The organism is Arthrobacter sp. StoSoilB19, from assembly GCF_019977275.1.
Taxonomy (GTDB): Bacteria; Actinomycetota; Actinomycetes; order Actinomycetales; family Micrococcaceae; genus Arthrobacter.
This window is the reverse complement of the sequence record NZ_AP024650.1, coordinates 3,228,351-3,241,639: the sequence shown is the minus strand read 5'-3', so window position 1 is coordinate 3,241,639 and position 13,289 is coordinate 3,228,351. Positions and strand designations below refer to the sequence as shown.

Below are 13,289 nucleotides of genomic sequence, written 5' to 3'. Positions count from 1 at the left end.
CTGTGAAGGTACTGATTGTCGGCGCCGGCCCTGCCGGATCCACCGCCGCGTACTACCTCGCCAAGGCCGGCCTCGATGTCACGGTCCTGGAGAAAACCAGCTTCCCGCGCGAGAAAGTCTGCGGCGACGGGCTCACGCCCCGGGCCGTCCGCGAGATCCAGAAGCTCGGCCTGCCGCACCCTGAGAACGACGGCTGGCGGCGGAACAAGGGCCTGCGCCTGATCGCCGGCGGCCGCACCATCGAACTGCCCTGGCCCGAGGTGTCCGACTTCCCGCAGTACGGCCTGATCCGCACCCGGCTTGGCTTTGACGAGGAACTGGGCCGGCACGCCCAGGCCGCGGGTGCCACCATCCTCGAGCGGCACAGCGTCACCGATGCCCTCCGGGACGACGACGGCCGGGTCACCGGGGTCCGCGCAGCGCTCCTTGACGAGTCCGGACGCAAGACGGGACAGACGCACGACTTCAGTGCCGACGTCGTCCTGGCCGCCGACGGCAACTCCACCCGCACCGCTGTCTCACTCGGCATCCAGAAGCGCGACGACCGGCCGCTCGGCGTCGCCGTCCGCACCTACTTCACCTCGCCGCGCACCGACGACGACTGGATGGAAGGCTGGCTGGAACTTCCTGGCCGTGACGGCAAGCTGCTGCCCGGCTACGGCTGGGTGTTCGGCGTGGGCGACGGCACCTCCAACGTGGGCCTGGGCATCCTGAACTCCTCCAAGGAATTCGGCAAGCTCGACTACAAGCAGGTCCTGCGTGAATGGACCGCCGGCATGCCCGCCGACTGGGGCTTCACACCGGAAAACCAGGTGGGGGAGATCCGCGGCGCCGCGCTGCCCATGGGCTTCAACCGCACCCCGCACTACTCGCCGGGACTCCTGCTGCTGGGCGACGCCGGCGGCATGGTGTCCCCGTTCAACGGTGAGGGCATCTCCTACGCGATGGAGTCGGCGCGTTTTGCCGCGGAGTTCATCATCGACGCCTCCTCGCGCTCCATGGCAGCAGGCGGAACGTACGACGCCGACGCGCACCTTTCGCGGTACGCGGACTACGTGCGGGACCAGTGGGGCTCGCACTTTACCCTCGGCCGGGCCTTCGCCGCGCTGATCGGCAAGCCGGCCGTCATGAAACTCGCGCTGCGGACAGGCATGCCAATCCCAGTGCTGATGCGGTTCGTGGTCAGGCTCCTTGCCAACCTCACGGACCCCACCGCCAAAGGCTTCGAGGACCGGGTGATCCGCGTCCTGGAATCGCTGGTTCCGGCCACGTCCAATACCCCGTCAGCTCCGAATCAGCGGTATCCGCAACAAAAAGTTAGGGTTAACCCGTGACCAAATCCGCAGACCACAGCTGGACGCACGCCGGGCACGGCCTGCCGGACTCCGAACCCAGCCTCAACACCACCGCCATTGCCACGGGCCTCCAGCTGCCGGCAGGCTTCGCGGCCATCGCGGGGGACGCCGAGCTGGGGCCGGCCATCACCAACAACCTGGCCAAGGTGGAGAAGAAACTCCGGGAAGCCATCGCCAATTCGGATCCGCTGGCTGACGCAACGTCGCGCCACCTGGTGGAAGCCGGCGGCAAGCGCATCCGGCCGCTGCTGACCCTGCTCTGCGCCCACCTCGGGGACGCATCCCTGCCCGCAGTGGTGCAGGCCGCCGTCGTGGTGGAACTGACGCACCTGGCAACCCTGTACCACGATGACGTCATGGACTCCGCGCCGTTCCGCCGCGGCGCCCCTACGGCCCACGAAGTATGGGGCAACTCCGTGGCCGTCCTGACGGGCGACCTGATCTTCGCCAGGGCCTCCATCCTGGTGTCCGAACTCGGCGGGCGTGCGCTGGGCATCCAGGCCCGCACGTTTGAGCGGCTGTGCCTGGGCCAGCTGCACGAAACGGTGGGGCCCCGCCCTGACGAGGATCCGGTGGAGCACTACCTCTCCGTGATCGCGGACAAGACCGGCTCGCTGGTGGCAGCTTCCGGCCAGTTCGGTGCCATCTTCTCCGGCGCCGACGAGGCCTTTGAGGACATCCTGGTGGAGTACGGCGAGAAGGTGGGCGTCGCGTTCCAGCTGGCCGACGACGTCATCGATGTCACCGGCGTGAAGGTGAAGTCCGGCAAGTCGCCCGGAACGGACCTGCGTGAAGGCGTTCCCACCCTGCCCGTCCTGCTCCTGCGCAAGGCTGCCGCTGACGGTGACCAGTCCGCCGTCGACCTTTTGACGCTGATTGACGGCGACCTGTCCTCTGATGATGCACTGGCTGCCGCCGTGGCCGGGCTGCGCGAGCACCCTGTCACTGCTCAGTCCTGGGTGGTGGCACGCCGCTGGGCTGACGAAGCCATCGCTGCCCTGGCCCCGCTGCCCGAGGGCGTGGTCAAGGAGTCGCTGTCCAACTTCGCGCTGGCCGTGGTGGACCGCGCCAGCTGATCCTTGGTTTTAGGAGCCCGGTTCCCCTGGTTATCCAGTTGGTGCCGGGCTTCTTCTTGTGCCCCCGCTTAACGGGACAGCCCCGGTCCTCAACAACCGAAGCTGCTGTGAACCGGGGCCATCTCTCCGTTCGCATCAGACCCGCCGGAGGCGTTTAGCGGATCCGTGAATAGCTTATGACAGCTTTGTCATAACGCGCAAGTCCCTTGTTACTGCAGGTGTCAAAGATTTTTCAGGGCTGCCTTTGCGGCCGTCGTGGGGCACATTGAGGGCCGCCCCCTGCATACAGGGCTGAACCCGCGGCGGGTCCGTGTCGAAGTGCCCCACGACTGCAGGTTCTCCACATGGCGCGGCCCGGAACTGTCGCTTGCGGCAAGGTACAGGGGACCGTGGAGCCATGGATATTGAGGCTTTTCTCCGTCGCCGGGGAGGGGTGGCCCGGACTGCAGCACTGCACCGGGCGGGGTTCCCCAGAACGCGGGTGGACAAGTTCCTGGCAGCAGGCCTCATCGTGAGGTTCCGGCGGGGTGTTTATGGCCTGCCGGTGGAAGGCGGCGTGCTCGGTTTGGCGCTGCAGCACAATGCGCTCGTGACCTGCCTTTCCGCTGCCCCCGTTTATCAGCTGTGGACCCTGGAGAAGGCGGGTGTGGTCCATCTGAGCCCTGGGCACAGGAAGACAGTGCCGGACACCCTCACCCACGGCCGGATCCGCCACCCTGTCCATCCCTGGCTGCCGGTGGCAGGCCTGGCCGACGTCCTCATCCATGCCCTGCACTGCCTGCCGGAACTGGAGGCGCTGGTAATGGTCCAGTGCGCCGCGCAACGCGGAGATGTGACGGTGGACTTCCTGCGGCGCAAGCTTCCCGGGAACCGCAACGCCCGTGCCCGGTCAGTCCTGGATCACGTAATTCCGCGGGCGGACTCGCTCCTGGAAGTCTTGGCCAACTACCACTTCCACAGGGCCGGCCTCCATGTCCGCCGGCACGTGGAGCTCCCGGGGGTGGGTGAAGTGGACTTCCTGATTGAGGATTTCCTGGTGGTGGAAACCGACGGCGCCAGCCACCTGGAGGCAAAGCAGGTTAAGAAGGACAGGGCACGCAACAATGCCACAGTGATTGGCGGGCGTCTCTGCCTGAGGTTCGGCTATGCGGATGTGGTCCACCATCCCGAGGTGATGGTGGACCAGGTCCTGGCGGTGCTGGAACAGAGCCGGCGGGGATCATTCAGTGCGCGGTGAGTTCCCGCGGCCGCGGGGCACTTTGGCCGCGACAGTTGGCAAAACAGGCTGGGATCACGGCGTGTCCGTGTCAAAGTGCCCCAGGACCGCAGCAGTGCCCCAGGACCGCAGCAAGGCAGCCCAGCCGAAGCGGGGAGTCCCTACTCTTCCTCTTCGTCCTCGAACGCCCACTCGAACATGTCGAAGACGAATTCGGAGAAGGTGCCTTCCTCGGACTTCCACTGGCCGCGGGCATTGTTGCGGCGGTACACGATGGGATCGGGGACGCTGAGGTCTCCTACGCGGAAGCCCCAGGTGAACTGTTCCTCTTCGTCCTCGAGGAACATGAGGAAGCCCTCGTCGTCGACCTCGAGCTCTTCGGGGTCCCAGAAGTAGTGGTAGGCCTCCATGAGGTCCTCGCAGCCGCCAAGGGCCAGGTAGAACTCGCGCAAAACCAAGGGGATCTGGAACTGGTGCCCGGCGAGGGCCTTATCCAGTTCCTCAGGGGTCAGGCCGTCCTCTTCCTGCCATTCATCCTCGAGATACTTCGGAACAAGCGCACGGAACTTCTCGAGGAACATGTCAGTCATGCTCATATCCTAGCCAATGCGGAGCACCCCAAAATGACACCGGGGCAGCACTCACAGCCCTGGATCGGTGCCGCGCCGGTGCCACCCGCGGACTGCGAGGGGGGCCTGCCAGGAACGCCGCCACGCCAGGACCCGGAACGTGAAAACCACTGCCGCGATGGCGGCCGCCGTGAGGACGTTGAACACGCCGAAGACCCAGAGCACGGCAGTCATGGCAGCCCCTAAAAATGCCGGCAGCGCGTAGATGTCCTTGGGGTTGAACAGTTCGGGAACCTCATTGGCGGTGATATCCCGCAGCAGCCCGCCGCCCACCGCCGTCGTCACCCCCAGCAGCACGGACGCCACCGGGTTAAGGCCCGTTGCCAGCGCCTTGAGCGTGCCGGTCATGCAGAACAGGGCCAGGCCCGCGGCGTCGAACAGGATCAGCAGGGACGTGTAGCGCTGCACGCTGGAGAACAGGAAGAAGACCAGCACGGTGGCCAGCAGCGGCGGGGCCAGGTACGCCGGATTGGTGAAGGCCGCCGGAACAATGGCCAGGATGATGTCCCGGATGACGCCTCCGCCGAGCCCCACCAGGGAAGCGAGCAGCAGCGATCCCACAATGTCGATCTGCTTCCGCGCCGCCAGCAGCGAGCCCGAGACGGCAAAGAAAAACACGCCCAGCAGATCCAGCCACACCGGGGAGTTGTCAAAGGCGAATGTCATGGGGCGTCCCCGGTATTTCAAAGAGGGCGGACAGGGCGGCTCCAACGTTACGCTAGCCCCTATGAACAGCCCCATCATGATCGCCTGTGCCCATGGGACGTCCAACACACAGGGGGCCGCGGAGGTCAACGCCCTGCGCGCCGCCATTGCTGAACTGCGGCCAGGCCTCGACGTCCGGGAAGCCTATGTGGACGTCCAGCAGCCGGACCTGGTGGATGTGGTGGCGGGCCTGCCGGAGGGGGAGGCCGCCGTGGTGGTTCCCTTGCTGCTCAGCGTTGGTTACCACGTGAAGGTGGACATCGCGCGGGCCGTGAAGAGCCGTCCGGACAGTGCGGCCGCCGCACCGCTGGGTCCCGACCCGCGGCTCGCCAGACTGCTGGACCAGCGGCTGCGCGAAGCCGGGACCACGGACAACGACGTCATCGTCCTTGCCGCCGCCGGCTCGTCCAACCCCAACGCCGCCGTCAGCGTGGAGGAGCTGCTGCGCCAGCTCCAGGAGCTCCGGTCCAACCGGATCGTGGCCGCCTACGGTGCCTCGGCCAAGCCCTCAGTGCCCGACGCCGTCGCGATGCTTCGGGAGGAACTTGAAGGAGGTGCCGGGGCGGGGGAGTCCGCCGGGGCCGTCGACGTCGGCGGAAGGGTGGTGATTGCCTCCTACCTCCTGGCGCCGGGCTTCTTCCACGACCAGCTCGCCAAGGCAGGAGCCGACGTCGTGACCGAACCCCTGCTGCCGTCCCCCGTGCTCGCCGACATCGCGCTGGACAGGTACGACGCCGCCGTCGCAACGATGAACGGGACCCCTGCGGAAGCACCGGCAGCGGCACCCCTGGAAGCCGCCGCACCGGCCCCGGCCGCACCCGCCGCGGATGCACAGGAGGGTGGCATCTTCAAGGCCCTCCGGCGTTTCGTGACGAAATATTTCCCTAGGTGACTTAGCGTTTCCGGCCCTTTGTGACGCAATTCGGGCGGGACCTACAGTCGATGCATGACTGATACAGCTCTAGCCGGAGCGTCCGCGGACTCCGCTGCCACCAAGCGCCCCGCCCGCCCGTCCCGTCCTGCTGCGAAGCCGCACGGGCAGTGGAAGGTGGACGGCAAGACGCCCCTGAATGCCAACGAAACCTGGAAACAGGAAGACGACGGCCTGAACGTGCGCGAGCGTATCGAGACCATCTACGCCAAAGAGGGCTTCGACGCGATCCCCGGCCAGGACCTGCACGGCCGGTTCCGCTGGTGGGGCCTGTACACCCAGCGCAAGCCCGGGATCGACGGCGGCAAGACCGCAACGCTTGAGCCGCACGAGCTCGAGGACAAGTACTTCATGCTGCGCGTGCGGATCGACGGCGGCGCCCTGACCACCGAGCAGCTGCGCGTCATCGGCCAGATCTCCGTGGACTTCGCCCGCGACTCCGCCGACCTCACCGACCGCCAGAACATCCAGCTGCACTGGATCCGCGTGGAGGACATCCCCGAGATCTGGAACCGCCTGGAAGGCGTGGGCCTGTCCACCACCGAGGCCTGCGGGGACGTTCCCCGCGTCATCCTGGGCTCGCCCGTGGCGGGCATCGCCAAGGACGAGATCATCGACCCCACCCCGCTCATCGAGGAGCTGGGGGAGCGGTTCATCGGCAACCCGCTGCTGTCCAACCTCCCGCGCAAGTACAAGACCGCCATCACCGGCCACCCCAGCCAGGACGTGGTGCACGAGATCAACGACTGCGCCCTGGTTGGTGTGAAGCACCCCGAATTCGGCGCCGGCTACGACCTATGGGTGGGTGGCGCGCTGTCCACCAACCCGATGCTCGGCAAGCGCCTGGGCGCGTTCGTGAAGCCGGAGCAGGCCGCGGACGTGTGGCTGGGCGTCACCAGCATCTTCCGTGACTACGGCTACCGCCGCATGCGCACCAAGGCCCGCCTGAAGTTCCTGCTGGCTGACTGGGGTCCGGAGAAGTTCCGCCAGATCCTCGAGGACGAATACCTGGGCTACAAGCTGGCCGACGGTCCCGCCGCGCCCAAGCCCACCGCACCGGGCGACCACATCGGCGTGCACGAGCAGAAGGACGGCAAGTTCTTCATCGGCGCCACCCCGCTGGCCGGCCGGCTGTCCGGTGCCCAGCTGGTCAAGCTCGCGGACACCCTTGAGGCCCGCGGCTCCCGGCGCCTGCGCACCACCCCGCACCAGAAGCTGGTGGTCCTGGACGTCGAGAAGGAACAGGTTGAGCCCCTGGTGGCTGAACTGGACGCCCTGGGCCTGTCCGCCCGCCCGTCCGTGTTCCGCCGCGGCACCATCGCCTGCACCGGCATCGAGTACTGCAAGCTGGCCATTGTGGAGACCAAGCACACCGCCGCCACGGCCGTGGCCGAGCTGGAGCGCCGCCTGGCCGACCTCGCCGGCTCGGGCGAGCTGCCGCAGGCACTTTCGCTGCACATCAACGGCTGCCCCAACTCCTGCGCCCGCATCCAGACGGCGGACATCGGGCTGAAGGGCATGATGCTGCCAACGCCCGACGGCGACCCCTCCCCGGGTTTCCAGGTCCACCTGGGCGGCGGGCTGGCTTCCAACGACCGCGAGGAAGCAGGGCTGGGACGCACCGTCCGCGGCCTGAAGGTGTACGTGGACGACCTGCCAGACTACGTGGAGCGGGTGGTCCGCCGGTTCGTGGCCGACCGTGCCGAAGGCCAGACCTTCGCCGAATGGGCCCACGCAGCAGACGAGGAGGCATTGCAGTAATGGCAAAACACCTGGCACCCGCACCCGCCAAGCGTCCCGTCGAGGAGCTCAAGGCGCTGGCTGAAGCCGGCGCTGCCGAGCTCGGCTGGGACGCCCCTGCCCGCGATGTCATCGCCTGGGTGGAGCGCAACTTCGAACTGCCCGCCGTCGCCGTCGCCTGCTCCATGGCCGACGCCGTCCTGCCCGCCCTGGTGGCGGACCAGATGCCAGGCGTCGACGTCCTCTTCCTGGAGACCGGTTACCACTTCCCGGAAACCTACGCCACGCGTGACGAGGTGGCCGCGAACCTCCGCGTCAACGTGGTGGACGTGCTCCCCGAAAACACCGTGGAGCAGCAGGACCGGCTCCTGGGCAAGGACCTCTTTGCCCGCGACGCCGCCCAGTGCTGCGCCCTCCGCAAGGTGGCCCCGCTGCAGCGCACCCTGGCCGGCTACGAGCTCTGGTTCACCGGCGTCCGCCGCGACGAAGCCCCCACCCGGACCAACACGCCGCTGATCGGCTGGGACGAGAAGAACGGCCTGGTCAAGGTCAACCCCATGGCCGCCTGGACATTCGACCAGCTGGTCCAGTACTCCGACGACAACCTCCTGCCCGTCAACCCGCTGCTTTCCCAGGGCTACCCCTCCATTGGCTGCCAGCCCTGCACCCGCAAGGTGGCACCCGGCGAGGACCCCCGCGCCGGCCGCTGGGCAGGAACCGACAAGACAGAATGCGGACTACACGTATGAGCACTTCACTTACCGAGGAGACCCAGGTGACTGACGCCGCCGTATCCACGCGCCTGTCCAGCCTGGACACCCTGGAGTCCGAGGCCATCCACATCATCCGCGAGGTTGTTGCCGAGTTCGAGAAGCCCGCGCTGCTGTTCTCCGGCGGCAAGGACTCCGTGGTGATGCTGCACCTGGCCACCAAGGCGTTCTGGCCCGGCAAGGTGCCGTTCCCCGTGCTGCACGTGGACACCGGCCACAACTTCCCCGAGGTCATCGACTTCCGCGACCGCACTGTTGAGCGGCTGGGCCTGAAGCTGGTGGTGGGCTCCGTCCAGGAGTTCATCGACCGCGGCGAGCTGGCCGAGCGCGCCGACGGCACCCGGAACCCGCTGCAGACCGTCCCCCTGCTGGACGCCATCCAGCAGAACAAGTTCGACGCCGTGTTCGGCGGCGGCCGCCGCGACGAGGACAAGGCCCGCGCCAAGGAGCGCATCCTGAGCCTCCGCGACGAGTTCGGCCAGTGGGACCCGCGCAACCAGCGCCCCGAGCTGTGGAACCTCTACAACGGCCGCCACACCGTGGGCCAGCACGTCCGGGCCTTCCCCATCAGCAACTGGACCGAGCTGGACATCTGGCGCTACATCGAACGCGAGAACATCGAGCTGCCGGGCCTCTACTACGCCCACGAGCGTGAGGTCTTCGCCCGCGACGGCATGTGGCGCGCGGTGGGCGAAGTGTCCCAGCCCCGCGACGGCGAGGAAGTCATCACCAAGACCGTCCGCTACCGCACAGTGGGGGACATGTCCTGCACCGGCGCTGTGGAATCCAACGCCTACACCGTGTCCGACGTCGTGGTGGAAGTCGCCGCCTCCACCCTGACCGAACGTGGCGCCACCCGCGCAGATGACCGCATCTCCGAGGCCGCCATGGAAGACCGCAAGAAGGACGGGTACTTCTAATGACCACCGAAGCAGTTCTCCCGGCAGACCTGGAAACGGCCCTGCCCACCACGCTCTTCCGCTTCGCCACGGCAGGATCGGTCGACGACGGCAAGTCCACTCTGGTGGGCCGCCTCCTTCACGATTCCAAGGCCATCCTGGCTGACCAGCTCGACGCCGTCGCCCGCACCTCGGCCGACCGCGGTTTCGGCGGCGACAAGGGCGGGATCGACCTGGCCCTGCTGACCGATGGCCTGCGCGCCGAGCGCGAACAGGGCATCACCATCGACGTGGCCTACCGCTACTTCGCCACCGACCAGCGCAGCTTCATCCTGGCCGACTGCCCCGGGCACGTGCAGTACACCAAGAACACGGTGACCGGCGCGTCCACTGCGGATGCCGTCGTCGTGCTCATCGACGCCCGCAAGGGTGTGCTGGAGCAGACCCGCCGGCACCTGTCCGTGCTGCAGCTGCTGCGCGTGGCGCACGTGATCGTGGCCGTGAACAAGATCGACCTGGTGGACTTCAGCGAGTCCGTGTTCCGCGGGATCGAAGCCGACGTGCAGCAGGTGGGCCGCGAACTGGGCCTGGGCGCCGACGGCATCAGCGACCTCCTGGTCATCCCGGTCTCCGCTCTCGACGGCGACAACGTGGTGGAGCGCTCCGAGCGCACCCCCTGGTACACCGGCCCCGCACTGCTGGAGGTCCTGGAGACCCTGCCCGCCGCCGATGAACTGGAAAGCCACCTGGAAAGCTTCCGCTTCCCGGTGCAGCTGGTCATCCGGCCGCAGGGCGCCCTGGCCCCCGACGCCGTCGCCGCCGGCCTGGATGTGGAGGCCTTCCGCGACTACCGCGCCTACGCCGGCCAGATCACCGAAGGCTCCGTGAAGGTGGGGGACCAGGTGTCCGTGCTGACACCGGGCCAGGCACCGCGGACCACCACCGTGGTGGGCATCGACTTTGCCGGGGCTTCCCTGCAGGAAGCCGCCGCCCCGCAGTCGGTGGCCATCCGGCTGGCGGACGAGTTCGACGTCGCACGCGGTGACACCATCGCGGCCGCCGGCACCGTCCGCGAGGCTTCCGCCGACCTGTACGCCGCCCTGTGCTGGCTGTCCCCGAAGCCGCTCCGCGAAGGCCAGAAGGTGCTGGTCAAGCACGGCACCCGGACGGTGCAGGCGATGGTCCGCAGCGTCTCCGGCAAGCTGGACCTGGCCACCTTCAAGCTTGAAGGCGCCTCCAGCCTGGAACTGAACGACATCGGGCACGCGCAGCTCCGGCTCGCCGCCCCGCTGCCGCTGGAGAACTACCTGCACCACCGCCGCACCGGCGCATTCCTGGTGATCGACCCGCTGGACGGCAACACGCTGGCCGCCGGCCTGGTCAAGGACCACCCGGGCGACCACGAGGACGAGCGCTACAGCATCTAGGTACTCCTTTCGAAACCGCGGCTTGTTCGCAGATCCGGACCGTGAAGGTTCTGACGCGCGAACAAGCCGCGGTTTTGCCGTCTCGTAAGGTTGTCAGAGGAGGCGAAAGCATGGAGACCATCAGCCCGAAGCTCCTCAACTGGGCGTCCATCCTGGATGACAAGACCCGCGAGCAGGCAGTGATGACCGCGGCCCTGCCGTTCATCTACCCGCACCTGGCGCTGATGCCGGATGCGCACCTGGGCATGGGCGCCACCGTGGGCTCCGTCATCCCCACGCTGCGCGCCATCATTCCGGCCGCGGTTGGCGTGGACATCGGCTGCGGCATGATCGCGGTCCGCACCCAGTACTCCGTGAAGGACCTGCCCAAGGACCGCAAGCGCCTCCGGGAGGACATCGAGCGGGTCATCCCCTTATCGGCAGGGCATAACAACAGGCAGGTCCTTCCCACGGCGCAGCCGCGGATCGCGGAGCTGAAGCAGCGGGCCGCGAAGGCCGGTTTCAACCCTGCCCAGTACGTTCCCAAGTGGGAGCTGCAGCTGGGGTCCCTGGGCTCGGGGAACCACTTCATCGAGGTGTCCGCAGATGAGGACGACGGCGTGTGGCTCTTCCTGCATTCGGGCTCGCGGGGCATCGGTAACAGGATCGCCCAGCACCACATCGGCGTCGCCCGGCTTATCAGCCGCAAGAACCAGATCTACCTGCCGCACCCGGACCTCGCGTACCTGGACGAGGGAACCCCGCAGTTCGAGCGGTACATTGCCGAGCTGCGCTGGGCCCAGCACTTCGCCCTGCTGAACCGGGAGGAGATGATGGACCGCGTAAGAACCCAGTTCAGCCACTGGGTGGGCGGGCCGGTCCGCGAACGCGAGCGGATCAACTGCCACCACAACTTCACCGAGCAGGAAACGCACTACGGCAAGTCCGTGTGGGTGTCCCGCAAGGGCGCCATCAAAGCCGCCCCCGGAGATCCCGGACTTATCCCCGGGTCCATGGGGACGGCGTCGTATGTTGTGGTGGGCCGTGGCAACCCGGCGTCGCTGAACTCCTCACCGCACGGGGCGGGGCGTGAGTACTCCCGGAACGCTGCCCGGAAGGCCTTCACGCTGGAGGAGCTGAAGCGGGCCATGCGGGGCATCGAGTTCCGCGCCTCGGAGGCCTTCATTGACGAAATCCCGGCCGCGTACAAGCCGATCGACCAGGTCATGCAGGATGCCGCGGACCTGGTCACGGTGCGGCACAAGCTGCGGCAGCTGGTCAACGTCAAAGGCAACTGAATCTGCGAAACAGGGCAGGAGTGCGGCCAAATGTGACGCTAGATGAACGTCCGTGACCCCCCGTTTCCGCGTCGTTGAACGCGTTTGGGCCACTCCCTATGGTGAAACAATGACTAGTTCCAAGCCCGGGATGACCCGCATCGTGGCAGGCGAAAGCGCGGTTCCCACGCGCAGGCGCGCCGTCGAGGCTGCCTTGGCCATCGGGCTGGTCCTGCTGATCGCCGTCGGCGCCATCGTGGCCTCGAACATTTCCCGCAACAGCGAGGCGCAGGCCGCCGAGCCCACCCCGGCCGCGGAACTGAAGCTGGGCTACTTCGGCAACGTCACCCACGCCGCGGCCCTGGTGGGCATCAAAAAGGGGTTCCTCGCGCACGCCCTGGGCAGCACCAGGCTCAGCACCGAAACCTTCAACGCCGGCCCGGCAGCCATCGAGGCCCTGAATGCCGGTGCCATCGACGCCGCCTACATCGGCCCCAATCCGGCCATCAACTCGTTCGCCAAGAGCCAGGGCCAGTCCGTGCGGGTGATTGCGGGCGCCGCGGCGGGCGGTGCACAGCTGGTGGTCAGGCCCGGGATCAACTCCGCCGCCGACCTCAAGGGCAAGACGCTCGCGTCCCCGCAGCTCGGCGGCACGCAGGACGTGGCCCTCCGGGCCTGGCTCAGCAAGCAGGGCTACAAGACCAACGTGGACGGCAGCGGCGATGTCGCCATCAACCCCACAGACAACGCCCAGTCCCTCAAGCTGTTCCAGGACGGAAAGCTCGACGGCGCGTGGCTGCCTGAGCCGTGGGCCTCACGATTGGTGCTCCAGGCCGGCGCCCAGGTGCTGGTGGACGAAAAGGACCTGTGGGACGGAACCGGCACCGGCAAGCCGGGCGAGTTCCCCACCACCATCCTGATCGTGAACCAGAAGTTCGCCGCGGACCACCCGGACACGGTCAAGGCGCTGCTGAAGGGGAACGCGGAATCGGTAGCGTGGCTCAATTCGGCGCCGGCCGGCCAGAAGGCGGAGCTCATCAACTCCGCCCTGCAGGAAACCGCCGGGGCAGCACTGCCGGGAGATGTCCTTACCAGGTCGCTGGCCAACATCACCTTCACCCTGGACCCCCTGGCCGGCAGCTACTCCAAGCTCCTCCAGGACGGCGTGGAGGCCGGCACCACCAAGAAGGCCGACATCAACGGCCTCTTCGACCTCCGTGCCCTCAACCAGGTCACCGGCGGTACCGACAAGATTTCTGCGGCCGGACTCGGCCAGGACTGACCC

12 protein-coding genes are annotated in these 13,289 nt (G+C 67.4%); 10 read left to right on the top strand and 2 right to left on the bottom strand.

Features of this window, described 5'->3' with window-relative positions; translation table 11 throughout:
* Positions 1-2 precede the first annotated feature (2 nt).
* The 3 genes from LDO86_RS14925 to LDO86_RS14915 all read left to right on the top strand — a co-directional run bounded on the left by LDO86_RS14925 (position 3) and on the right by LDO86_RS14915 (position 3,668).
* Positions 3-1,334 carry a geranylgeranyl reductase family protein gene (locus LDO86_RS14925; RefSeq protein ID WP_224084038.1) on the top strand — a complete coding sequence of 444 codons (1,332 nt, stop codon included), beginning with the start codon at positions 3-5 and terminating at the stop codon, positions 1,332-1,334.
* The gene (locus LDO86_RS14920) at positions 1,331-2,431 is read left to right on the top strand and encodes a polyprenyl synthetase family protein (protein WP_056392994.1); all 1,101 of its coding nucleotides are present in this window, start codon (positions 1,331-1,333) and stop codon (positions 2,429-2,431) included. The genes LDO86_RS14925 and LDO86_RS14920 overlap by 4 nt, the downstream gene beginning before the upstream one ends.
* 397 nt (positions 2,432-2,828) lie before the next feature.
* Entirely contained in the window at positions 2,829-3,668 is an 840-nt protein-coding gene (locus LDO86_RS14915) for a type IV toxin-antitoxin system AbiEi family antitoxin domain-containing protein (protein ID WP_224084037.1), read from the top strand.
* A 140-nt stretch (positions 3,669-3,808) separates the two neighbouring features.
* Here LDO86_RS14915 and LDO86_RS14910 read toward each other — a convergent pair whose 3' ends face one another.
* Together LDO86_RS14910 and LDO86_RS14905 are read right to left on the bottom strand one after the other, a co-directional pair.
* Positions 3,809-4,237, bottom strand: a complete 429-nt coding sequence (locus tag LDO86_RS14910) for a hypothetical protein (RefSeq protein WP_056392997.1) — start codon at positions 4,235-4,237, stop codon at positions 3,809-3,811.
* A 51-nt stretch (positions 4,238-4,288) separates the two neighbouring features.
* The gene (locus LDO86_RS14905) at positions 4,289-4,942 is read right to left on the bottom strand and encodes a trimeric intracellular cation channel family protein (RefSeq protein ID WP_224084036.1); all 654 of its coding nucleotides are present in this window, start codon (positions 4,940-4,942) and stop codon (positions 4,289-4,291) included.
* Positions 4,943-5,003: 61 nt separating this feature from the next.
* Between LDO86_RS14905 and LDO86_RS14900 the strand changes: the two genes are divergently transcribed.
* From LDO86_RS14900 to LDO86_RS14870, 7 genes are all read left to right on the top strand, one after another.
* The gene (locus LDO86_RS14900; RefSeq protein ID WP_224084035.1) at positions 5,004-5,873 is read left to right on the top strand and encodes a sirohydrochlorin chelatase; all 870 of its coding nucleotides are present in this window, start codon (positions 5,004-5,006) and stop codon (positions 5,871-5,873) included.
* A gap of 54 nt (positions 5,874-5,927) precedes the next feature.
* A complete protein-coding gene (locus LDO86_RS14895; protein WP_224084034.1) occupies positions 5,928-7,673 on the top strand; it encodes a nitrite/sulfite reductase in 1,746 nt (581 codons plus the stop codon).
* Entirely contained in the window at positions 7,673-8,401 is a 729-nt protein-coding gene (locus LDO86_RS14890) for a phosphoadenylyl-sulfate reductase (RefSeq protein WP_018769003.1), read from the top strand. Before LDO86_RS14895 ends, LDO86_RS14890 begins: the two co-directional genes overlap by 1 nt.
* Positions 8,398-9,342 carry a sulfate adenylyltransferase subunit CysD gene (cysD, locus tag LDO86_RS14885; RefSeq protein WP_018769004.1) on the top strand — a complete coding sequence of 315 codons (945 nt, stop codon included), beginning with the start codon at positions 8,398-8,400 and terminating at the stop codon, positions 9,340-9,342. The genes LDO86_RS14890 and cysD overlap by 4 nt, the downstream gene beginning before the upstream one ends.
* The gene (locus LDO86_RS14880; protein WP_056393001.1) at positions 9,342-10,748 is read left to right on the top strand and encodes a GTP-binding protein; all 1,407 of its coding nucleotides are present in this window, start codon (positions 9,342-9,344) and stop codon (positions 10,746-10,748) included. The genes cysD and LDO86_RS14880 overlap by 1 nt, the downstream gene beginning before the upstream one ends.
* A 110-nt stretch (positions 10,749-10,858) precedes the next feature.
* The gene (locus LDO86_RS14875) at positions 10,859-12,025 is read left to right on the top strand and encodes an RtcB family protein (RefSeq protein ID WP_018769006.1); all 1,167 of its coding nucleotides are present in this window, start codon (positions 10,859-10,861) and stop codon (positions 12,023-12,025) included.
* 130 nt (positions 12,026-12,155) lie between these two features.
* Positions 12,156-13,286 (top strand): ABC transporter substrate-binding protein, encoded by a 1,131-nt coding sequence (locus tag LDO86_RS14870; RefSeq protein ID WP_018769007.1) that lies wholly within the window; start codon positions 12,156-12,158, stop codon positions 13,284-13,286.
* Positions 13,287-13,289 lie beyond the last annotated feature (3 nt).

Bases quoted from the DNA above. Each gene is read 5' to 3' on its own strand.
- LDO86_RS14870 (WP_018769007.1), top strand. From the start codon at position 12,156: ATGACCCGCATCGTGGCAGGCGAAAGCGCGGTTCCCACGCGCAGGCGC.
- cysD (WP_018769004.1), top strand. From the start codon at position 8,398: ATGAGCACTTCACTTACCGAGGAGACCCAGGTGACTGACGCCGCCGTA.
- LDO86_RS14915 (WP_224084037.1), top strand. From the start codon at position 2,829: ATGGATATTGAGGCTTTTCTCCGTCGCCGGGGAGGGGTGGCCCGGACT.
- LDO86_RS14895 (WP_224084034.1), top strand. From the start codon at position 5,928: ATGACTGATACAGCTCTAGCCGGAGCGTCCGCGGACTCCGCTGCCACC.
- LDO86_RS14875 (WP_018769006.1), top strand. From the start codon at position 10,859: ATGGAGACCATCAGCCCGAAGCTCCTCAACTGGGCGTCCATCCTGGAT.
- LDO86_RS14890 (WP_018769003.1), top strand. From the start codon at position 7,673: ATGGCAAAACACCTGGCACCCGCACCCGCCAAGCGTCCCGTCGAGGAG.
- LDO86_RS14880 (WP_056393001.1), top strand. From the start codon at position 9,342: ATGACCACCGAAGCAGTTCTCCCGGCAGACCTGGAAACGGCCCTGCCC.
- LDO86_RS14910 (WP_056392997.1), bottom strand. From the start codon at position 4,237: ATGACTGACATGTTCCTCGAGAAGTTCCGTGCGCTTGTTCCGAAGTAT.
- LDO86_RS14905 (WP_224084036.1), bottom strand. From the start codon at position 4,942: ATGACATTCGCCTTTGACAACTCCCCGGTGTGGCTGGATCTGCTGGGC.
- LDO86_RS14900 (WP_224084035.1), top strand. From the start codon at position 5,004: ATGAACAGCCCCATCATGATCGCCTGTGCCCATGGGACGTCCAACACA.